This is a genomic window from Nostoc sp. NOS(2021), from assembly GCF_017115025.1.
GTDB lineage: Bacteria > Cyanobacteriota > Cyanobacteriia > Cyanobacteriales > Nostocaceae > Nostoc.
Map to the genome: position 1 here is coordinate 1 of NZ_JABXKM010000327.1, position 23,026 is coordinate 23,026.

General features: G+C 42.5%; 15 protein-coding genes and 1 tRNA gene. 4 read left to right on the plus strand and 12 right to left on the minus strand.

Annotation, left to right across the window (positions count from 1 at the left end; translation table 11 throughout):
- Positions 1–242: 242 nt before the first annotated feature.
- Positions 243–695 carry an AAA family ATPase gene (locus HWQ41_RS31680; protein WP_292771806.1) on the plus strand — a complete coding sequence of 151 codons (453 nt, stop codon included), beginning with the start codon at positions 243–245 and terminating at the stop codon, positions 693–695.
- A gap of 176 nt (positions 696–871) precedes the next feature.
- Positions 872–1,867, plus strand: coding sequence for a DnaJ C-terminal domain-containing protein (locus tag HWQ41_RS31685; RefSeq protein WP_292771808.1), 996 nt, complete (start codon positions 872–874; stop codon positions 1,865–1,867).
- 252 nt (positions 1,868–2,119) lie between these two features.
- Here HWQ41_RS31685 and HWQ41_RS31690 read toward each other — a convergent pair whose 3' ends face one another.
- From HWQ41_RS31690 to HWQ41_RS31700, 3 genes are all read right to left on the minus strand, one after another.
- Positions 2,120–2,773 (minus strand): glutathione S-transferase family protein, encoded by a 654-nt coding sequence (locus tag HWQ41_RS31690; protein ID WP_292771810.1) that lies wholly within the window; start codon positions 2,771–2,773, stop codon positions 2,120–2,122.
- A gap of 57 nt (positions 2,774–2,830) precedes the next feature.
- Positions 2,831–3,367, minus strand: a complete 537-nt coding sequence (locus HWQ41_RS31695; protein ID WP_292771812.1) for a peroxiredoxin — start codon at positions 3,365–3,367, stop codon at positions 2,831–2,833.
- 237 nt (positions 3,368–3,604) lie between these two features.
- Positions 3,605–4,216, minus strand: a complete 612-nt coding sequence (locus HWQ41_RS31700) for a peroxiredoxin (protein ID WP_292771814.1) — start codon at positions 4,214–4,216, stop codon at positions 3,605–3,607.
- A gap of 130 nt (positions 4,217–4,346) precedes the next feature.
- On the opposite strand from HWQ41_RS31700, the gene HWQ41_RS31705 reads away from it, so the two are divergent.
- Positions 4,347–6,521, plus strand: a complete 2,175-nt coding sequence (locus HWQ41_RS31705; protein WP_292771816.1) for an amylo-alpha-1,6-glucosidase — start codon at positions 4,347–4,349, stop codon at positions 6,519–6,521.
- 187 nt (positions 6,522–6,708) lie between these two features.
- Positions 6,709–7,638, plus strand: a complete 930-nt coding sequence (locus tag HWQ41_RS31710; RefSeq protein ID WP_292771818.1) for a DUF4351 domain-containing protein — start codon at positions 6,709–6,711, stop codon at positions 7,636–7,638.
- A 158-nt stretch (positions 7,639–7,796) separates the two neighbouring features.
- Here the strand turns inward: HWQ41_RS31710 and HWQ41_RS31715 are convergent.
- The 9 genes from HWQ41_RS31715 to HWQ41_RS31755 all read right to left on the minus strand — a co-directional run bounded on the left by HWQ41_RS31715 (position 7,797) and on the right by HWQ41_RS31755 (position 22,763).
- A tRNA-Met gene (locus tag HWQ41_RS31715) sits at positions 7,797–7,870 on the minus strand.
- Between the two features lie 167 nt (positions 7,871–8,037).
- Positions 8,038–10,329 carry a peptidoglycan DD-metalloendopeptidase family protein gene (locus HWQ41_RS31720; RefSeq protein ID WP_292771820.1) on the minus strand — a complete coding sequence of 764 codons (2,292 nt, stop codon included), beginning with the start codon at positions 10,327–10,329 and terminating at the stop codon, positions 8,038–8,040.
- A gap of 796 nt (positions 10,330–11,125) precedes the next feature.
- The gene (locus HWQ41_RS31725; protein ID WP_292771822.1) at positions 11,126–11,587 is read right to left on the minus strand and encodes a tRNA (cytidine(34)-2'-O)-methyltransferase; all 462 of its coding nucleotides are present in this window, start codon (positions 11,585–11,587) and stop codon (positions 11,126–11,128) included.
- Between the two features lie 310 nt (positions 11,588–11,897).
- Positions 11,898–13,037 carry a glutamate--cysteine ligase gene (gene gshA / locus HWQ41_RS31730; protein ID WP_292771824.1) on the minus strand — a complete coding sequence of 380 codons (1,140 nt, stop codon included), beginning with the start codon at positions 13,035–13,037 and terminating at the stop codon, positions 11,898–11,900.
- A 188-nt stretch (positions 13,038–13,225) separates the two neighbouring features.
- Positions 13,226–15,097 (minus strand): hypothetical protein, encoded by a 1,872-nt coding sequence (locus HWQ41_RS31735; protein ID WP_292771826.1) that lies wholly within the window; start codon positions 15,095–15,097, stop codon positions 13,226–13,228.
- Between the two features lie 248 nt (positions 15,098–15,345).
- Entirely contained in the window at positions 15,346–16,026 is a 681-nt protein-coding gene (locus HWQ41_RS31740; protein WP_292771828.1) for a Uma2 family endonuclease, read from the minus strand.
- Positions 16,027–16,182: 156 nt separating this feature from the next.
- The gene (locus tag HWQ41_RS31745; protein ID WP_292771830.1) at positions 16,183–20,682 is read right to left on the minus strand and encodes a translation initiation factor IF-2 N-terminal domain-containing protein; all 4,500 of its coding nucleotides are present in this window, start codon (positions 20,680–20,682) and stop codon (positions 16,183–16,185) included.
- 199 nt (positions 20,683–20,881) lie between these two features.
- Positions 20,882–21,799, minus strand: coding sequence for a histone deacetylase (locus HWQ41_RS31750; protein ID WP_292771832.1), 918 nt, complete (start codon positions 21,797–21,799; stop codon positions 20,882–20,884).
- Between the two features lie 184 nt (positions 21,800–21,983).
- The gene (locus HWQ41_RS31755; RefSeq protein WP_292771834.1) at positions 21,984–22,763 is read right to left on the minus strand and encodes an MBL fold metallo-hydrolase; all 780 of its coding nucleotides are present in this window, start codon (positions 22,761–22,763) and stop codon (positions 21,984–21,986) included.
- Between the last annotated feature and the right edge of the window lie 263 nt (positions 22,764–23,026).

Genomic DNA, 23,026 nt, shown 5'->3' on the forward strand with positions numbered 1-23,026 from the left:
GTCATTAGTCATTAGTCATTAGTCATTAGTCATTAGTCATTAGTCATTAGTCATTGGTCATTAGTCTAGGACTTACGCACTCAAAACCTGAAACCTAGATCCCCCCTAACCCCCCTTTTTAAGGGGGAAACCTTAAAAGCCCCCTTTTTAAGGGGGTTGGGGGATCTCTTGTGCGTAAGTCCTATAGTCATTAGTCATTGGTTAATAGTTACAAGTAACAAAGGACAAATGACAAAGGACAAATGACTAAACTCATCTTGTTAATTGGTCTTCCAGGTAGCGGTAAGTCAACTTTGGCAAAACAATTACTGGCAGAATGCCCCCAGATGACGCTGATTTCTACGGATGCCATCCGGGGGCAACTGTTCGGTTCCCAAGCCATTCAGGGGCCGTGGCTGCTGATTTGGCGCGAAATTGAGCGGCAATTTCAGCAAGCTATTTCCACAGATAATACAGTTATTTTCGACGCCACTAATGCCCAGCGCCGCCATCGTCGTGAAGTCATTGCTTTAGCCCGTGACTTGGGCTTTACCCACATTACGGGAATTTGGGTGGATACGCCAGTTTGGCTGTGTTTGGCACGCAATAAAAGGCGATCGCGCCAGGTTCCTGAAGAAATTATTTTGCGGATGCACCGTCAACTCCGGGATGCCCCCCCAAACCTGGAAGAAGGACTAGACAACCTGATCCGCTGATCAGAAAAATCGGAGTACGGAAATTGCGATCGCTTGGTGAGCGAGAACCACACTTGATTTTCTATATTTTTTGTTAATTTAAAATCAGGTTCTTTTTGTTTGGCACTATACCGGGCAAATTAAACATCTTTCATCTAAAAAAAAACATAACGGGAATTTCTATAGGAGGCTGGTAGATGGCTGCAACCGACTTCAAAGACTATTACGCTATTTTGGGAATCAGTAAGACTGCCAGTCCGGAGGAAATTAAACAAGCCTTTCGTAAACTAGCCCGCAAATATCACCCTGATGTTAATCCAGGCAACAAACAGGCAGAGGCACGCTTCAAAGAAATTAACGAAGCCTACGAAGTCGTGTCAGATGTAGATAAGCGCAAAAAATATGACCAATTTGGTCAATATTGGAAACAAGCTGGTGAAGGTTTCCCATCCGGTGGCGTTGGTGCTGATATGGGTAACTTTGACTTCAGCCAATACGGCAATTTTGATGAGTTCATCAATGAGTTGCTAGGACGTTTTGGTGGTGCTAGCCCTCGTGGTGGGCGACAAAGTTACTCTTACAGCACTACTACAAGTGGGCCAAGTGGTTTTAGCGGCTTTAACGATTTTGGGTTTCAAGATGCAGGCGCGGGTACTACCCAGGATAGTGAAGCTGCGATCGCTCTAACTTTTGCTGAAGCATTTAATGGTGTACAAAAGCGCTTCAGTTTAGGTAACGAAACAATAGATGTCCGCATCCCATCTGGGTCTAAAACTGGTACTCGCCTGCGCGTGCGGGGCAAAGGTCAAATCAACCCGATGACTCAACAACGAGGGGATTTGTACCTAAAAGTCGAACTTCAGCCGCACTCGTTCTTTCAAATGGAAGGCGATAATCTTGTTTGCGAAGTGGCAATCACACCAGATGAAGCTACTTTGGGAGCGTCTATTGATGTACCCACACCTGATGGTTTAGTTAATGTTAAACTCCCTGCGGGAGTGCGTTCTGGTCAATCGCTGCGTTTACGTGGCAAAGGTTGGCCTGTAGGCAAAGGTGGACGCGGCGATCAGTTGGTGAAGGTGGCGATCGTTCCACCAAAAGACCTCAGCCAACAAGAGCGGGAATATTATGAAAAAATCCGGGCTATACGTACTTATAATCCCCGCAGTCATTTGCAGCAATTCAGGCTGTAAATATTTTGGATTGTAGAGAGGTGTTAGCGGAGCGGCAGGAAGTGCAGCTTCGCTTAAATTAACCCTCTTTTGTCAGTTTGGGAGAACCAAATCGCTGAAAGCCTTTCGGGGCTTTAGTTTCCACTTTGAAGCCAGAAATTTTAGTTACTGTTAGAAAATAAAAGCTCAAAGCTTGATTAAATCAAAGTTTCAGAATCTCGCTTCCATTATTGTTTTCCGAGAGTGACAAAACAGGGTTAATTAGGTATAAATCTACTGCGCCATTCTCGCCACCACAATGGACTTCAACGCTTCTATTGCCTCCGGTGTAGCCTCGGTAGCTTGCCACGATGGACGTACAATCAAGCGATCGCGCCAAGCATTTAATTTGGGATAGTCACTTAAGGAAATGCCTACACTTGGCAACACATTTACCACAGTTCCAGCCACAACCTCGGCGAGAGTTAGGTTGTGACTAGCAAAGTAAGGGCGATCGTCTAATAAATTTTCAAAAAACTTCAGCACTATGGCAATTTTTTGCTGTGCCTTCTCGATTTTTTCTGGATCTCCTCCAGGCAAGCCGAGAAACTGAGGTAGAAAGGTACTGGTTGCTGGCAAAAGTTCATTCACAGTTACCAGTTGTACTATCCGTGCGATCGCTAAATCCTTGGCATCTTTAGGCAACATCGCAGGTGTAGGATATTTTGCCTCTAAATAGTCCAGAATTGCTAAGGATTCTACTACATTAAAGCCGTCATCTACCAAAGCTGGAATGTGATGGAAGGGGTTAATTGCTAAAAAATCTGGTTTAAACTGCTCCCCATCCACTTTTATCTCTACTAATTCAAACTCAAGTCCTTTTTCCAGCAGAGTAATCCAGACGCGGCGGGAGTTGGGAGAAATCGGTGAATAATAAAAGGTGAGCATGAGAGAACCTCACAGCTTTATAAGTAGGGCGGACATTGCCAATTTTACACTTTATACTCAATTGAATTGTTCTAACAATGTCTCAACGCTAGCATTGTGATCCAGAAAAGAAAATAAATGCCAGTAGCGGAGTTTTCCTTCTTTATCCAATACAAACTGTGCTGGTAAAGGTGCTCCCAGTGCTTGTCCTACTTGATAGGTACGAAACACTCGACAACTTGGATCACTAAGCAACGGCATTTGGAAACCTAAATCCCTCACAACTCTTTGACTCTGCCGTTCATCGGTACTAGTAATCATTAAAACTTCTATACCGCGATTTTTGAATTGTTTGTAGTTTTCATTTAAAGCTTTGATGTGAGGAAAACAAAAAGGGCAATATTGTTTTTCAGTAAAGATCCGAGTCAAGGCGAGTAACACTGGTTGCTTGCCTTTATAATCAGACAATTTTACTAAAGTTCCGTTGGTAATATCTGGCAATTGAAAGTCTGGCGTTCCCACTCCCAACCTGAGTTTATTGCTAGCTGGAACTGGTAAAAAGTTGCGAAAGAATCGCTCATTTAATAAGCCACTAAAATCAGTTGAAGTCAGCATAATACCATTTTGGATTTTGGATTTTGGATTGTCAAAGAGTGATTGGATAAGCTTTTGGGCGCTTAATCTGTCGCAATAATTGTTCAAACTGGATTATTTAAATACCATTTTATGAGAAAACCACAGAAAGATACGGAGGTTAACACTGTTTAATGTGTATCTCTGTTTATCTGTGGTTTTCATTGATTCTGCTCTCAACTCCAACCGGATGGATTAGAGTTTGCCAGCTAGCGAAATTTAGACAGCAGAGAAGTAGACTTTAGACTTCACTGGGTCAGGATTCATTGTCTTGTCACCAGGTTGCCAACCAGCTGGGCAAACTTCGTCGGGGTGAGACTGAACATACTGAATTGCTTGTAATGTCCGCAGGGTTTCATCAACGCTGCGACCAAAAGCTAGATTATTGATGGTGGCGTGCTGTATGATACCATCTTTATCAATGATGAACAGACCACGCAAGGCAATACCTGCTGCTGGGTCAAGAACGTTGTAAGCGGCACTAATCTCTTTCTTGATATCGGAGACTAGAGGATAATTCAGGTCGCCAACACCACCAGACTTACGATCTGTTTGAATCCAAGCGAGGTGGGAGAATTCACTATCAACAGAAGCCCCAAGGATTTCCGTATTAATTTTATTGAATTCTTCGTGGCGATCGCTAAATGCTGTGATTTCAGTAGGACAAACAAAGGTAAAGTCTAGTGGGTAGAAAAACAGGACGACATACTTACCGCGATAATCGGAAAGTTTGATTGTCTTAAATTCCTGATCTACCACAGCCGTTGCTGTGAAATCGGGAGCTTGTTGACCAACGCGGAGGCTTGCTTCGGTTCCGTAAGTAAGGGACATTAACCTAATTCTCCTTTATTCGTTTAGTAGCGTTGGAATTCGGGTTAAGTAAACTCACCCATCCACGCTCTCACAGTTTAATTACGATCTGTTACGACTATATCATAGTCATAACGATTTTGAGTAGCAAATGCTTGATTTAGATACAAGAGAATGGGTGCTTACCAATGGCTTGGGAAGTTTTGCCAGTGGTACAGTTTCTGATGTCCGCACGCGTACTTATCATGGTTGGCTGTTTGCCGCTACAAACCCTCCCTCTGGGCGGACTCTGCTGTTTTCGCACCTAGAAGCTAGCTTGGAAGTATTAGGGAGCGTTGTGGCACTAGGGACAAACTTTTGGGGTAACGGTCAGATTGAGCCGACGGGCTACGAACTGCTACGTTCTTTTGATATTAACCCAGTTCCAAAATGGATTTGGGGTCAAGATAACTGGCAGCTAACTAGACAATTGCTGATGCCCTATGGGTTGGTGGGGACTGGAGATTGGGGACAAGAGGAACAAGGGCAGATAAGCAATGCCCCTGGCCAATTTTGCCATCGAATTTTAATCCACTATCGTTACGAGGGAAGTCATACAGCGATTTTACGGTTGCGACTGTTGATAGCAGAACGTGACTTTCACCACCAGCAGACTGCTGGCCCAAAATTACAGTTCTCACAATTGCTAGGGCAACAGCAAGTCTGTCTGCAAGCAATCAATTCTGGGCATTTCGGCATACCTTGGCACTTGCGTTGGACACAAGGAAATTATCAACCAGATGCAGTTTGGTATTGGCATTATGGATTGCCTGAGGAGACGAAACGGGGATTAGGTGACAAGGAAGACCTCTACAGTCCTGGTTACTTGATAGTCACACTCCAACCAGGAGATACAGTAACTCTAGAAGCACGAGTAGGTTTTCCCGACTTAACGCTAAGTGTTCTCACGGACAAAACCTTTGCAGAAGCTGTGGAAGCAGAGCAAGAACGGCTCTCACAGATTTTTGGATGGGGAGAGAGGGGCAGAAATCAATTCAAAATTCAAAATGACGCTCGCAGACTCGCTAACGCTACGCTAACAAAATTCAAAATTAAAGAACTCCTGCCTCCTGCCTCCTCTTTGCCACTCCCCATTACCCCTTATCCCCAGAGGGGGCCCCACCTTCCCCATTCCCCACTCAGCCAACAACTACTCAAAGCAAGCGATCAGTTTATTGTCTATCGAGCCTCAATTGCTGGCCCCACAGTCATTGCTGGTTATCACTGGTTTAATGACTGGGGACGCGACACATTAATCGCTTTACCGGGGTTGGCATTAGTTCCACAGCGCTTTGATCTGGCAAAAGGAGTATTGCGAACTTTTGGGCATTATTGTCGCTACGGTTTGATTCCTAATGCATTTCCTGATCTCAATGGTGAACCAATTTATAACAGTATTGATGCGGCGTTGTGGTGGATTGAAACTTTAGGACTTTATTTAGAAGCTACCCAAGACTGGGATTTTTTGGCAGAGCAATTCCCTGTAGTACAGCAAATCTACAAAGCATTTGTCGGTGGTACACATTTCAATATCCAGGTGGATGCTACTGATGGGCTAGTTAGTTGGGATGCTGCTGGTGTAGCCCTCACCTGGATGGATGTGGTAATTGGGTTACATCCCGTCACTCCGCGTTACGGTAAGCCAGTGGAAATCAATGCGCTGTGGTATTCTGCTTTATGTTGGCTGAGTCAGTGGGCAGAGCGATTGAGCCAGCTTGAGTATGGTGAGCCAGTGCGTCTCACTAAGCAAGCACAGCGTTATGCTCAACAAGCACAACACGTAAAAACCTCGCTGCAAAAGTTCTGGAATCCTCAGCTAGGTTATCTGTACGATACTATTGAGCCGGACGATCGCCGGAATTTTCAAATTCGTCCCAATGCTGTTTTGGCGCTGTCGCTGCACCATTGTGGGTTTTCTGAACAACAAGGGTGTCAGATATTAGATTTGGCAACTGCCAACTTGCTCACCCCCTATGGTCTTCGCAGTCTCGATCCCGGAGATCCAGAATACAAAGGGAAATACCAGGGCAACCAAGAGCAACGCGATCGCGCTTATCACCAAGGCACTGTTTGGGCTTGGCTAATTGGGCCATATATTCGGGCTTGGCAACGTTTTTATCCACAGCGATCGCTGCCTTTTGATTGGCAACCTCTGCTAGATCACTTCCTATTTGACGCTTGTCTTGGTTCTATTTCTGAGATTTTTGATGGCGATTTACCTCATACACCCAGAGGTGCGATCGCTCAAGCTTGGTCAGTTGCCGAAGTCATCCGCCACATTAAATAGTGCTGAGTATAAGAGATGAGTCTATCTAAAAATGGCGGTTAATTATCCCAAAAAGGTGGTTTTGATCCCAAAATCTATGTTTGCTGACTTTTGTATATAATTTTCTTGACCGGGGAACTTCTAACCTGCTGAAAAATATCGGCTGCTCACATCTTATTATCAAGAACATGAATCTACCAATCAACTCATGAGCGAGGAACGAGAAAGAGCCGATAATGATTCCCCCTGGAAAGAAATCCTAGAAGCTTACTTCCCCCAAGCAATGCAATTTTTCTTTCCGCAAACAGCAGCACTAATTAATTGGGAACGTCCCCACGAGTTTCTTGATAAGGAATTTCAACAAATAGCCCGCGAAGCAGAACTTGGTAGAAGATATGCAGATAAATTGGTCAAAGTCTGGCAAATTCAAGGAGAGGAAATTTGGCTGTTGATTCATGTCGAAATTCAGGCAAAATCGGAAGATAATTTTGCTCAAAGGATGTTTTCCTACAACCTGCGAATTTTTGACAAATTTGCTAAACCAGCCATTAGCCTAGCAATTTTGTGCGATGCTGACTCGACTTGGAGACCAAATCAATACAGTTATAATTATCCCGATTGTGGTCTGCATTTTAGATTTGGAACCGTCAAACTGCTCGATTATCAAAATCGATGGACAGAGTTAGAAAAGAACGATAATCCCTTTGCGACGGTGGTAATGGCACATTTGAAAACCCAGCAAACTACTAAACATCTGGGAGAAAGAAAAACGTGGAAATTTAGTTTAATTCGGCGATTGTATGAACAAGGGCTGCAAGAAAGGGATATTCGTAACCTCTATCGTTTTATCGATTGGGTTATGATTTTACCAAAAGGATTAGAAGCAGAATTTTGGCAGGAGTTTAAACAATTCGAGCAGGAGCGTACCATGAGTTACATTACCACAGGCGAGCGCATTGGCTACGAACGAGGGAAGGAGGAAGGACAACAGGAACAAGCACAAACACTTGTACTACGACAGCTACAAAAACGGGTAGGAGAGTTACCACAACAGGTTCGAGAACAGATTCAGGGTCTTTCTCTAGAACAATTGGAAGCACTGGGTGAGGCTTTGTTAGATTTTAGTGCGTTGGCGTAGCCCGTCGTAGACATCGCTGATTTGCTCAACTGGCTAAAAACTCATCAAACAGTTAGTGCTGAGTCTTGAGTATTAGAGGTCAAACTTGTCTCTTACAGAGCAGTCAAAGTTACTCTATCTTTACTCGACTTATCGCTCGCTACTTATAAATTTTAAAGTGGCTCAGGTCGGAGTTGAACCAACGACCCCAGGCTTATGAGTCCCGTGCTCTAACCAACTGAGCTACTGAGCCAGATTTATTCAAATCATTAACTAATATAGCATACAAATTTGCTCAAGACTAGCCCCTTTGGCAATTTTGTTAGAACTTCCATCCCTGTTGAGGTCATAGAAAGCAAAAGAGGGAGGTGAACTCCCTCAACTAACAAGCCAATGATTTAGTTACAGACTACTCAACAATTACAGGCGATTTGGTAGGAAGGCTATTGGATTAACAGCATCCTTGCCTGATGGATGAATTTCAAAGTGGCTGTGTGGCCCAGTGCTGTGACCAGTGCTACCCATTAAAGCAATTGTTTCTCCTTGATGCACATGCTGACCAGGTTGCACCAGAATCTTGCTGTTATGACCATAGCGAGTCATGCTGCCATCGGGATGACGAATATCAACAAGGTTGCCGTAACCACCATTGTTCCAGCCAGCTTTTTCTATCGTACCCTCAGCCGAGGCCACGACTGGCGTACCAGTGGAGTTAGCAACGTCAATTCCCTTGTGCAATCTACCCCAGCGCCAACCATAACCAGAGGTGAGAGTGCCCTTCGCCGGCCATGTGTAAGCGATGGATGAGCTAGATGGAGGGGGTATAGTTTCGTCAATTGGTCTGGGCAGATATTGATCCACTGCTGCCAAAGGTGGTATCCGCATCTGTGGAGAAACTGTAGTTCCCCGCATCTTTCCTAAGGAGTCAGAGGCATTTACTCTTCCAGCAGGCGTTTTAACCCTTGTGCCAGATGGATTGTCAGAGGGAGTCCACTGACTAGCAGAGCCTAGATTGGGCAAGAAATCTGGATTTACTGGCTCGTTAGCCGGCATAGTAGCACGGAATTGGGACTTAATTGGTTGAAAGCTATAGTTAGGTCTAATAGGTGTAGGAACTGGAATTTGTATCGCTACATTATTCGGTTGAACTGCGACGTTGGGTACAGTGATATTATTGGGGCTAGAAATAGGAGTGAGCATCGCAGCATTATTAGTTTCGCTAGCTGCTGCTGGCACAATTAAGTTCCCAGACTGTTGAGCGCGATATTTCTGCTGTAACCTTTGGATTTCCGCTTGTAAGCCCCGCAAACGGTCATTATTGTTATTGTTTACCCTTGCTACCCTATTTGCTGGTGTTTTAGGCTGTTGCATTTCGGCAAAAGCTTGTGGCACTGGCATGTCACCACCGACACCATAAGAACTAACAGCAGTGGGGGCTGTTTGGTGGTCGGTTGCACTATTTGCCTGAATCTGAACAGTTACCGGTGTAGGGACGGCAACGCTAGTGTTGTCGGCAATAGTTGGTGATTGTGAAGTAGGTAGATATGAGTTGGCACTACCAATGTTCACACGAGAGGTGGCAACATGAGGAGTATTGCTGGACTCTACAAAAGTGGGGTTACTCGCTACAGTTGCCTCAACTTGAACAGCAGGAATAATCAGTTTTTGACTAATTTGCAGTTCATTTGGATTATTGAGGTTATTTGCCTTAACTAGTTGTGATACTGAAGTCTTGTATCTGCTGGCGATCGCTGCTAATGTATCTCCAGGCTTAACTTCGTAGGCTGTATGAGTAGAGGACGCAATAACTATTGGTCTAGCTGGTACAAATGCAGTCGTCTGTGTCTTCTGTTTTAACCTCGATATCAGGTTCGCTTTGCTAGCATCGCCAGAAGTGTCTGACTGGGCTAATATAGTCTTCTCAACGACAGTCGTCGGTTGCGCCAACCCCATATCAGCTTGTGATAAATTTTTGGTCTCCCCAGACCGCAACTGTGCCAGACTGTTTCTTAAACGGTTCGATTTTTCTTGTAAGCGATTCAGTGCGAACTCTTGTTGCGCCTTAAGTTGTGCATTTATTTCACTGTTGGCTGCGCCAGATGTTGCCACTGTTTGTGGCTGGGCAGTTAGTGATGCATTTATACTACCAACACCATTAGCACTAGAGTCAGACAGATTATTGACTGTTGGGAAACTAGTCTCAGCTAAGGTATTGTTCAATCCCTGTGCCACTTGGGGCTTCAGGTAGGTGGAATTTTTATAAACCGCTGTTGCTTGGGAAAACGTGTTTGATGGGGGAACTTGCAAAGACATTCCATTTGCCGCAACTTGCCATTTAGCTTCAAGCCCAGGCACTTGTGAGACTGCCGTTGGTTCCACGATCACAGGATTTTCCGGCACGCTCGCTGATGAGACTGCTTGGGACTCCAGCTTTGTGGAGGCGAATTTCACCTCAGTGTCAGGAACAGCAGGAATCGCTGAAGTTGCCTTTTGGCTGCCTACAGGCACCGCTGCTTGGGCTTGATCGCTTTGTCGAGTCACCAAAAGGCTGGTTGCTCCCATAGAGATTGCCAAGCCAATCATGGCGGCTTTTGTTCGCACCCGGCGGTTAACTTTTGGATTCATCACATTTACCAGTTCTACCGGGGCATCATCGCTACTGGGGTTATTTTTCAACACAGCTTTTACTCTCTTTTTCAATGCTCGTTTCAAAGACGACCTCCTATGATCACTAGCGCTTAACTGATCTCGATTTTTCAGTTGGATACTAGTCAATGATTTAGATCACAACGAAGGATAGATCAAGATCACATTCACCAGAGATGCTTACGCAAGATTAACCTGCTTCTCTGATTTAGACAAGTTCACCCGTTTTAGCAAAATTTAAAGTTTGCTGTGTTTACTTGTCCGAACCACTCCTAACACCACTTAGGACGTTTTACTCTTTACCATTGTCCGCGCTTGTCTTGCGTCAATCACGGGGACTGGACAAACTATTTGCCAAGTCCATAGTCGCTGTTGAGAATTAAATTGCTGCGACTTCTGGAAAAGTGATATCCCCTACTGTAGATATCTTCAAGATATTTCTAACCAATCCGTCTTCTCAACAGGAGACTTTACGTTGATTATTCCCTAAAAAACAACCGTATGAAGCATCGGCTATTTTTGGGCTGCTTTCTGGTGTGCATTGAGCCATAATAGCTCAAATGTTCAACTTGACTGGGTTCTAGCGCTTTTGTTCCCAATTTAGGATGTTTCAAATTCATCAAAATCTATCATTCAAATTTGGCAATATCCCAAGTTTTATATACAAATTTCTTATAACAACCTTCCTATGCTTGTAAGTATCTTCCACTACATTTTGGTGATAAATCCAATTTTATGTATATTTGTTTACAAATTATTCCAGTAACCAAGAAAATTTTTGTAGCCAAAAATAACTCGTCTAATAGATTTCTGGACATATCATAAGTAAATATACTTGTAATTGTGATGTGAAGGTAAACAACTATTGTAAATAGCCTAACTGACGACGGGTTTCAAATAAGCTAATTGCCACACTCACTGACAGATTCAAGCTGCGAACGCCAGGTTGGCTCATAGGAATATACAGGGTAGCATCGCAATCGGACAGAATTGCTGGTGGTAAGCCTGTGGTTTCACTACCAAACAGCAGCCAATCATCAGGTTGAAACTGAAAGCTTACATAATTACAATTTCCACCGACAGTATAACCCAACCATCTGCCTCCACGCTCCTGATGTAGAGCTTTAAAAGCTTCTAGGGATTCGTGATAGTGCAGTTTGACATAAGGCCAGTAATCTAACCCAGCCCTTTTGAGGTAGCGATCGCTAATTTCAAATCCCAAAGGCCCTACCAAATGTAACTCTGTACCCGTAGCTGCACAAGTACGGGCGATATTACCTGTATTAGGGGGGATTTGCGGGTTAACTAAAACTACCTGAGGCATTGTCCGTATAATTTACGTATTGTATAAAACAATTTATTGTCCATGATAAATCTACCAAAAGGTAGAGGCGATTCATAGGTTTTGTTAATAATAATCAAGCATCCTCCATCGATTAGATTTTTAAAACGAAGCGCAAACCCTCACAGAGGAATGCCTGAGAGGATATTTGCTTAAAATCAGGAAATATTAAGTTTTATGTAGAAAGCAGTGGGAGTAGGGAGTGGGGAATAGGGAATAGGGGGATGAGGGGGACAAGGGAGAATTATTGAACAAGTTTCTTCGTTATGCCCAATGCCCCCTACCTCTTCAGTTAAGCCAGCAGAGAGGAACACAATTTGTCTTCGAGTTCGAGTTCACGTTCTTGGATGGCGACAATAGCCTGAGTGATGACGCGCTGGCTGTCAAAGCCGACTGCGTGTAATTGCAACCACTGTTGAGCTTCATTGCCTTCGCGGAGGATTTTTTGCAAAGGGGAAAGGAAACAGCTAAAGCCTTGTTGTTTAGCGATCGCCCAAACATCTTGGTACATTTGAGCAATCCAATCTCTCGCTACAATGCTTCTGCCATCTTGCCAATGCCTCAAATTAGCATCAAGACTACTAACAGCAGCAGCAGCTTCATTCTCAGCAGTCAGGGTGACGAGTTCTTCAGCAGAGAAGGTACTTTGAGTTAACGGATCGATGCTGGGATTTTCGATTATTTGCAACAAACGCGCTTCTAATAAGGCACTAATCGCCAGCAAGGCAATGGGATCTGTGACTAAATCGCAAATTCGCAATTCTAGGCGATTCAAGTCGTAGGGACGGCGATCGCCATTTGGTCGCACTGATGCCCATAAATGTCGTATATTTTGCATTGTTCCAGCAGCCAGTTGATCTTCCACCCACTGAATATGATCGCCGTGGCTGGCAAATAACGGCACATGGCTAGGCGTTTGCGGAAAGAGTCCCCAACGGGTGGAGTGATAGCCAGTAGTTTTGCCATCGAGGAAGGGAGATGAGGCGCTGAGGGCGAGAAATAGAGGTGCTTCCATACGGATCACCCGACACGCCCGCATTAATACTTCTGGATCGCTGATACCGACATTGATATGTACGCTGGCGGTGACTACTTTCGTGCCGTAAGTGTTCTCAATGTAGTCATGATAGGGGTTTGCTGGATCAGAACGCAGAAAGCGATCGCTCCCACCCAAAGATAAAGTACTCCCCGGTATTAGGGTGTAATTGCCCAAGTTATTGAGGTAGTTTCGCAACTCTCGCCGGGGACGCAGCAAGGCACACAATAAATTATCGTAATTAGGGGATGGTTGGGTTATGTATTCGACGTTGCGGCTATCTGGCTCCCGCATAAATCCATCCAAAGCTGCAACAATTTTGTCGGAGAGACCGACGATTTCACCTTGAGGCGTGCCAGTGTACATCTCTATCTCAAAGCCTTTTAATAAAACCACCTTGTTCTCCTCGGCTCTCTCTGCCTATAAATTGTATCGAATAAGACGAATTTCTGTATCTATCTTTAAGTTAATCAAAGCTTAAGAATCATTTAATTGCCAACTCACGCGAAATCAGGAAGACAGATTTCTTGGTTGTCTTCCCAAAAATTATTACTATTGAAGTATGAAAAATATCCTAATATGTGTTATCCACGGTACAGAATAAAATCAGTAGATGAATCACTCTCTTGGGCAATATTGAGACGTAGAAACTGCGCCCATACTTCATCACTAAGTAAGTTTAAAGCAGTTTGAGGATTGTTAGTAGCGATCGCGCGGATAACTTTACGCCATCCCTGCTGTAATGACTCAATAAAAGCCTCTTCAATAGAAACTTGACTCAGTAAGAAAAGTGCCGTTTTAAAAATTGCTGAATCAGCTTGTATATTCTTCGATCTTAACCCTTGAAGTGCTACATTCAACCAGACAGGTAGAAGTTCCAGCCAGTTGTTTTGTTGTATCTCTTTGAGTGCAATATCTTCCATACCTAGCGCACCCCACACACATAAAGACTCTACAGCCAGTTGAAAATCGCGGTTTTCTAGAGCATTTTTCCATAATTTTTGAGCGTGATTTTGGAAGCGATTAGCGAGAAATTCATAAGCTTCCTGAACTTGATGCAAAATTGTAACTTTATAAACTGACTCGCCTCGCGGTAGGTAATCGCCGCGATAAGATAGCCAGTTATGAGATCCACAAAGATGGATTTTCTGATCAACTATTACTTCTTTTACATGAGAATCTCCCAACCAAAAAACCTGTACAGATGGTAAACCATCAGGTGTTTTTATCGCTCGAAGTTTTTTCTCTACTTCTGGTGAAATTGGTTTATCTTCATCTTCTTGTCGGCGCGCAATTCCATGTCCAATTAAAATCCAAACTCCGCGATTAGCTAATTTCTGTAAAAGAGTTATAAATTTTTCATTGACAACTGCTTGATTCACCCAAGGAGAATAGATTAGAATCTGACTTTTAGCCGAATTTAAAACTTCTAAAAAAGCTTGGCTAATTTGTCCATCACGTAACTGTACAGCTTCACCAACCACCGTAGAATTATCTACTTTTTCACCAGCTTTTCTGGCAGTTTTTAGAGCCTTTTGGCGAATATTTTCGAGTCGAGCTTCTATTTCAGTATTTTTTTGCTTGAGAATGGCTTCACGTTCAAAATTGATGGTTTCAGTTGACAATTTACATAATGCTTGCAAAGATATTTTCCCTTCAGCGTGTAGCACTTCCAACAAGTTTGATGCTGACTCTAAAATTTGCTTTCCATTTCTTATTTGAATATTCAATTTATCTTCAAGTGCATCGAAGAGAACGAAAAGCGATATCTTTTTCCAAATTTTTTCAGTCGAAGCTATTACCTTACAGGAAGTGACAATTTTTCCCTCTTCTGGCAGATGAAGCGCTAAACCTGAAGCCTGAATACTTTTTTGTATTTCCTCAAGCGATAACAAAGAAATCTCATTAATTGTATGATCAATAGTTATAAAGTCTGCCAAATCTGGCAAATCTATAACTGTCTCATTTAAGGGTTCAAATTGAAAGGTTATTTTGTCGCTTAAAGGGTCTGTAATAGCATTAAGCTGTACAGGATATGGCGGCTGTGGTACAGACCCTTTTTCATAAAATGAGCGACCTTCAGGAGTGACTGTTAGTGGCGATGTTGCTGATAGAGTTTGTAATGTCCGAAGAGTTGCAGTAGTAGTTTTAATAAATACAGAATCAAGCCCAAGTACAGAGGCTAATTCATCCTCGGTTGGCGGAGGTTGAAATTCAATAGCAGCGCGGATAATAAATTCTTCGAGTACGTTAAATTGGCGGGGTTCTTTGATATTTAGTTCTACAGGAGTTTGACGCAAGCTATAACGGAATTGACGCGCTGCTAAAACTGACAAACTAGGACTTTGCGTTTCTATTTCGTCTACCAACTTCTTGAGATTGTCATCAATCGGTTTAGCTAAAGAGGCGAGAAACATCAACGAAACCTCCATGAAGACGCACGATGTTTGAAACATTGGAGTACATACTCCCGACTTGTCCACCCTGCTGTTTAGAGAAGTCGGTAATCTAAGCTTTTCAATTTTCACAAATCAAATAAAATTACTATTTAGTGTGTATTATCAATACTACACAGTCACTCAAAACAGAAATTGAGGACGAAAAATGTCAGCTTTGGTGATGGCTAATTTGTCCAGTATATTGCCTCAATTTTATATACCAAATTCTTGAGATTATTATTAATAGGTTTAGCAGAAATCGCCAGCTATTTGTGAAGTGCCTGCTGAAAAGTCTTGATGGCATCAACATGATTCACCATATTAATGCAGCGTAACAACAAATCCAGATCGATACCTTTAACCTCCTCACTACTAGAAACCCTTTCATAGTGAGGTGCGTTGCCTTCTTTCCGCAGGTGATAAACTTCTAACACTCCATCTTCCCAGAACCACACTTCTGGAATCAACAGCCGCTTGTATGCCTCCAGTTTGTTGATACCGCCACTGGTAAACACCACCTCAATCGCCAAATCGGGACGCACTCGACCAGGGGCAAGTTTATAAGATTCATCCGCCTCTCGCTTGACAGCACCCGATTCACTTTCTAAGGTCATTGATCCAGTTGGAGTAAAGTCAAACCCTGCCATGAGCAGGTAAAGTTCTAACAATGCGGCAATTCTCTTCTTAACAGTTTCGTGGGGTTCTCCAGGCATTCTTCGGATCTCCAAAACACCATCCAGGAAAGACAGGCGATATCCTGGACGGTCTAATAACTGCTCAACTGCTTTGAATTCTCTCCAAGTCAGTCCCTCAAACAAAAGGGGTGATTCCTTTGTGGGTGTAGCGTAGACGCTTTGCGGTGAGGGGGTCGCAGTCTTGGCGGTTCCCGTCGATTGCGATCCCTCGAACCCGAAGGGCTTGTCGCCAGACATCGCTGCTGGGGTCATAAAAGTCTCCAGTCTGTTTCTAAATGAGAAATAATCAGTTTTGGAGGGCAGTTTGTTAATTGTAACTTCTTTCTAGGAGCTTAAAAATTATTTTTTCTCACCTTTTTATATTTGCTGTTTCTCACCTAAGCCTTTAATTAACAACAAAACCACTTTTCAAATGATTAGAGAAACATCAACGAAACCTCCATGAAGACTGACAATATTTGAAACTTCCGAATACATACTTCCGACTTTACCTGATTGATGGGTAAATAAATTATGACAACCCACAATTATCAGCAGTTCTTGAGCGCGAGAAAAAGCAACATTCACCCGTTCTGGTTTCTTAGCAAAACCCACATCTCCTTTGCTATTGTTGCGAACCATACTCACAATTACAACAGGTCGTTCCATACCTTGAAATCGGTCTACAGTACCAGTACGAATTTCTAGCGAAGGGAAAAGTTCAGATTGCAGACGTTCATCTATTTTTCTTAATTGAGCGCCATAAAATGTAATTACAGCAATTTCTTTTTTTGGTTCACCATTAGCAACTTTAGAAGCCCAAATATTCTCGAACTGCTGACACAGACGTTCAATCGCATCAATTTCTTGAGTATTAAAGTAAGAAGTTCCATTTCGTTGCTCTAAAAACTGATTTTCAATAGGCGTTTTTACCCAGATAAGATGCTGAGATTCTTGGATAATTTCGCTTGCTAAATGATGTGCGCGTTTTGTGTCCGGCTCCAAAATACCAGATTCTAATTTACCGTCATAAAATTGATTGATTGCTCCCATAATAAATGGGTGCATTCGATACTGTGTAGTTAGCATTTGTTTGATGCTTTCATCGGCAGATTCAAACTGACTTTTGAACAGTGATTCTTCTAAGAACTGTAGCTCGTCTCGTGTATTACCAATTGTTTGAGCAACTTCTTCTAAAGTGCTAGTATCAAGCATGGGTGGTAATTGTCGATGATCGCCTACCATGACTAATTTTTTGCCTTTCAATGCTGGGATTAGTAACTCTGGTGGAGTACACTTACTAACTTCATCAATGATGACGACATCAAAAGATTTGAATTCTTCAGAAAAACCTCTATTTGCAGCTTGAACACAGGTGATACCAACGACGTTAGCATTATCTAAATAAATGCGTCTTAAATCATCGCGATCGCCTTCAGTTGGATTTCTTAATTTTCCTATCCAATCTTGAACGAAATTCTGATATTTTTTGAGATAACTTTCTTCTTTTTTGAGTTGCTGTTGCCAAAATTCAAACTGAATATTAAGACCGCGCAATAACTCTAGATTAAATAAGTCAGCAGCAAAATTTTCTGGTTTAGATTTATCGGGTATTCTTTGCCATTCTGTCAACCACCAGGTTCTTTCTACTATTAAATTTTCTGATGGCTGTGGTTGTGATTTATGTTCTATTTCGCGGAGATTAATTTTTAATTTGTGAAGCTGCTGTAGAGAAGTTTTAGTTTCTTCTTGTAGCTTGGATAAATGCTCATGTAGAGAATTTCTAATTATCTCCAGTACAGCAAAAGGTTCTAATGATGAAATTAATGTTTCAAGCTGACTAATGGAAGTTACCCAATAATTCACTTGTTTTGAGAATTCTTGGGGTTGCTCCCAAATATTTGATTGTGTTGCGAGATATTGTTGAACTATAATGCGTAATTGAGCAGGGATATTTTGTTGATTAAGTTCTTGCAAGATATTTATAACTTGTCCAAGTTGCAAATTAGCATCCTGTTGCGCTTTTTCTACCTCAGCTTGAGTAAGGGATATTTGCTGTTGGATAACTTCATTTTTCTGAAGTTCATTTAATAGTAGTTGCAGATGCTGAAGCTGTTGTTCAGCTTCAGTTTTGACTTTTAAAACGCATTGACGCGCATTTATAAGGATAGTATCGAGCAATTCTTGTGTAAGCCGGGTGAGAGTAGCATCAATGTTATTCCATTCCCATGATGCGCCATAAGTCCGTTGCATTCTAATTAAAAAAGCCTGGGTATTCTCAACTAGTAATTTTCGCTGTTTGGGGTTGAGTAGCTGATAATTGTTAAACTGTTGATAAGTTTCATGCCATTGGGTGCGTAGGCTTTGCCCACCGTAGGTATCACGATCGCTCTTTGATAGCACCATTGGAATCTCACTAAAATTTTGTTGTAAAAAATAGCTAAAATTATGCTGTTTACCCCGCCTATCAGTAAAACCTCCGTCTATTTCATAAGCGATCGCCTTTGCTAATAGCTCCCATTCTGGTAAATTAATATTGTAATTTTTTGGTACTATTGGTAATTTTAATGTATTAGCAAACATCAACAAACCTAGCGGTAAATCTACTAAATTCTCTGTTAGTGGTAAACCTGATTGATGACAATCTTTCAAAGTTTGATACAGATGAGAAGGTGCTGTAGACTTCCATTCTTTAACTGCTGAGATAATATAATCAATTTCCCGTTTACGATTTTGCCAAATCTGGATTGTTTGCTGTAGGTTTTGTAGCTTGCTAAGATATTGCTGATAATCTGGTTGTACCTGATTTAACAAGGCGAAATTTTGTTTGACAACCTTTACTGATGCTGCGACTTCTGATATAGCTTGACTTGCATCTTGAGCATAAGTCAAAGCAGTTTTAAATTCAGAAATTTCTGTTACTATTTCACGCAACCAAGCCGCTAAACCAAAAGCACCAAGCGCTGGACGCACAAAGCCAAGTTCATCAGTATATTTGATGGTTTGACGAACATTTGCTAAAAATTCTTCTACTAAACTGTTACCTTCTGTGTATGGCTTAAGAAGTGGCAAAAAATCTGTAACTTCTGAAGCTTCCCAGTTGATATTTGGTGCAGTATTTAGTATATTTTCCAGTCCTGCAATTAGAGATTCAACCTCGTTCTGTTTTTCTACGGTTTCGTTGTAAGAAATTTCTTGATTTTTAAAGTTTGCCTCTAGTTTTATCTTATTTTTATGGAATTTATTTTGTTGCTGATTGAATTCTGACTCTGCTTGGAAGTAGGCTGTGAATCTTGGTGATGATGCCAGTAATTGACTGAAAATTTGGATATTTTCGAGCCGTTGAGTCAGATTATTTTCGCAGTCAGCCGCAGTATTTTCTAGCCATCTGCCAATCACTTGATCTTCTAAAAATGGCTGTCCTTCTTCCCCAACTTTCTCGGCTCTCCCCTTTCGTACAGCCCGAATTACTGGGTTATGAACTAATCGACTTAGGGCGTTATCTACTGCTAAATTGGCTTGAGATGCAATTAAGGTGCGTCCACCGCGAAGAGCAATTTGATAGCAAATCTCGGCAATTACGGTAGTTTTACCAGTACCAGGTGGCCCTTGAATAAGAACAAGATCCTTAGCGGCAAGTACCTTTTCTACTGCTGCTTTCTGACCAGGATTAGCAGAAGATAACAACAAATCTTGTGGTTGAAGTTCGATAGTTGTTTTGATTTGTCTAGCCTGAGAAGCATCGAATAAAAAGTTACCCAAATAGGGATTTTGGGTGTAACCATTATTCAAATCATCTAAGGCTTTTTTCTTGCGCTGAATCTGCTGAATATCACCAACTGCCTCGAAACATAAGAATCCGGTAGCTGGTAATTGATAACGCTCTGCTGCCATGTGTTCAGCTAACTCGCGTTCTAGCCTGAGAGTAATAATACAACGGTTAGGGTCAACTTCTTCAACAGTCCCTAATTGACGACCGCTAATCCAATTTTTGCCGATAGGAGCAGTTTCAAAAAGCTTTAAATCTTCGTTTTTTGTGCGTCTTGCTCGTTCCCAAAAATTTTCCCCGTCGAGGGAATTTTGATAAAAGCCGTCAAGGCTGGCTGAGGCTAGATCAATTTCAAAACTGATTCGTCTTTTAAAGTTATAGTTATGACTTACGTAACGCACACAAAATTGACGCGCTTTAGCGATTTTTTCCTCTATCTGCAAAAACGCTTTCCAGGCTTTAAGCTGATCTTCTGTAGGCACATGATCGCCACAAACTAGCGCGGCTGCAATGCGTTTCAAGGTTGCGGGCGGAATGTCGAGATGATGCTGATGATTAGACAGCAAACGCAAGCGACAAGGCACAGCATAGCTATCGGCGTGTCCCCGTGAGGTTTGTAACAACTGAGCCGACAGTATTTTTAAACCGCCACGTCCATCTTTTTGTACAGCCGCTCTTAATCCTAATGTTTTTCTGAGCTTCTCAAGTCTTGGGGGTAATTGAAAATCATCGCTGTCTGTTGCTATTGTCAAATCCCAAATTTCTTCTCTTGCTTCTTTCCCTGCACCTTTGCGACGTACATAAAATAGAGAAGGCTTTTTACCGACACATTCATACATTAACTCATTGGCGCGATCGCGCCGCTCCCTAAATTCGGGATATGCTTCTAGGGAAGTTTTACCTTCAAGATGGCGGATAAAACTATCAATTGCTGAAGCTATAAACATATAGCCCCAATCTTCAGAGTTTGTTTGAATTTTCGAGGATTTTGCTGTTAGTTTATTTGCCGCTACACGAATGCGTTCTGCATCGGCTTCTGAGATTGTACTGGTATGGCTTTTAACTGCAATTTTGAAGCGATCGCAAATCGCTAATAGCTTCTTGCTATCCAACTTCAATTCTTTTGCTAGTTCATAGATTCTGAGTTTGCCGTTGTTCATCCACTGCTGCCTTTGCCAACAAAATAGGGTTTAGATTTAAACGCAGAGGGGCACAGAGGAGCGCAAAGTTTATTTTAGTCCCATTTTGGCAAGACTCTGTGTACCTTTGCATTTCCTTTGCTACCTGGAGCGTTTAAAAACGCTAGGATTTTGCGTAAGTCCTGAATCTTAAATTTATGTAGTAATGCTCACTAAATGACTATAGTTTGTACTGCTGGTAAACTTCACTGGCGGCGCGATGTAATAGCGAATGCCGCCAAACTAAAGATTTCATATCATTAGCGTAACCGCCGCCAATGACGCAAGCGACAGGATAACCGCTACTCATACAAGTACTTAAAACCTGCATTTCTCGGCGAAAAATCCCAGCATCGGTTAGGGCTAATTTGCCCAAGCGATCGCCTATATGAGGATCAACACCTGCATCATAAAATACTATATCGGGCTTGACTTTAGACAATAAATCTGCTAAGTAATTCGCTAAAGTTTGCAAATAGGCATCATCTTCCATTCCCACCGGCAAAGGAACATCCAAATCGCTGTTTTGTTTAGTACCGGGGAAATTGACTTCGCAATGCATGGAAAAAGTAAAAACACTATCATCGTTTTGGAAGATAAAAGCGGTGCCGTCTCCTTGATGGACATCCAAATCTACAATCAAGATTTTTTGGACAAGTCCAAATTTTTGTAAAACGCGACAGGCGATCGCTAAATCGTTGAAAATACAAAAACCAGACCCATAACTAGGAAAGGCATGATGAGTTCCACCAGCCGTATTACAAGCTAAACCTTGACTTAGTGCCAGTTTAGCAGTGAGTATTGTACCACCTACCGCTACACAAGTACGATTTGCTAATGCTGGACTCCAAGGCAAACCAATGCGACGCTGTGCTTTCGGGTCTAGGGTTCCTTCACAATAAGCTTTAACGTAGTTTGGAGTGTGGACTAACTCTATCAATTCTGCCGGTGGACGTTCCGGGGTGTGAAATTGTTCTTGATTAGCCACACCATCAGCTAACAGCAATTCGTAGAGTTGTCGGAACTTAGACATGGGGAAGCGATGCCCTTCAGTCAATGGGGCAACGTAATCTGGGTGGTAAATAATTGGCAAGTCCATAAGGAAAGAAAATCTCAAGCCCTGGCCACTAGAAGTCGCGGCTACACGAGACTTTACCTGCCTCCGCAGGGGTTAGCAAGTCCTGGCGACTAGAACTTGCGGCTACACAGGCAAAACCTTGATTTGGCCTTAGTCGGCGTAGGCGGACTTCCTTTGTGTAGCCGCGATTTGTAATCGCTAGGATTTAGATTGCTAATGCTCGTTTTTCTAATGGTAGTTCAAAGCGATCGCCTGGTTTCGGCTCAAGCACCCGCGTCGAAAGATTGTTTTTCTCTACTAGCGAACGAAATTCTTCAGCACTTCCTTTAGTCTGAATGAGTTTCATTAGCAATCCCTCAAACGCCACATCCCCACCGGCTGCTGTAGGTAATATTACTTGAGGTTTTAACCACCTTACCACTTCCAAAGCGCTATTTCCCCCTTTAATAAAAGACCCAAGCAAAGGTAGCGTTAGGTCAACAAATGGTGTAATCACCACATCAACTGGTGCAGCCTGCTTAAGTTGCGTTGAATGATACCCATGAGGCTCGTAGTATACAGTTAAACCACTCTCCAACTCTTTGAGAAGATAACTATTTTCTACCAGAGTGGGGCCAACGGGTGAGCCGGGGAAAGCCTTGATTTCAACTTGATTATTTAAAGTGAAAGTTTCCCCATGAGCCACAGTTGTTACTTGGCTATAACCTAACTGCTGTACTACTTTGGCTGCATTGGGAGAAGCTACAACTTGGATGCTGCGATCAAGTAATTTGAGCGTTTGTGGGTGAGCGTGGTCTTCTAAACCCTGAGATAGCAGAATCAGATCAATATTATCTGGTATTGGGCGATTTTGCGATCGCGAACCTTTAAACAACCAATCCAAATTGCTGAAAATTAACGAACCAACTAGCCAAGGGTCAATTAATATTCGTTTTCCGCCGATTTCCAGTAACCAACTATTGCTGTCTAACCAAGTCAAGAACATAAACTTATGTGAAGATAACGCCTACCTTCATTATCAAGCGTATACAGCCACAGTAGCCACAGCTTCGGAACAGTTTGTATTAAAATATGCCTCCTATCTTAATACCATTAATGAGTAGTTGAGTCTCATTACTCCCGGTTCGCTCATTTTTTTGGAGTTCGAGAAATTGCCGAAAAACAGAAAATCTAGGTCTAGTAATGGTTTTAGTGATTTCCCTAAATTTACCTTGAACTACCACCCGGCTCTAAAAACTCTATTTTTAT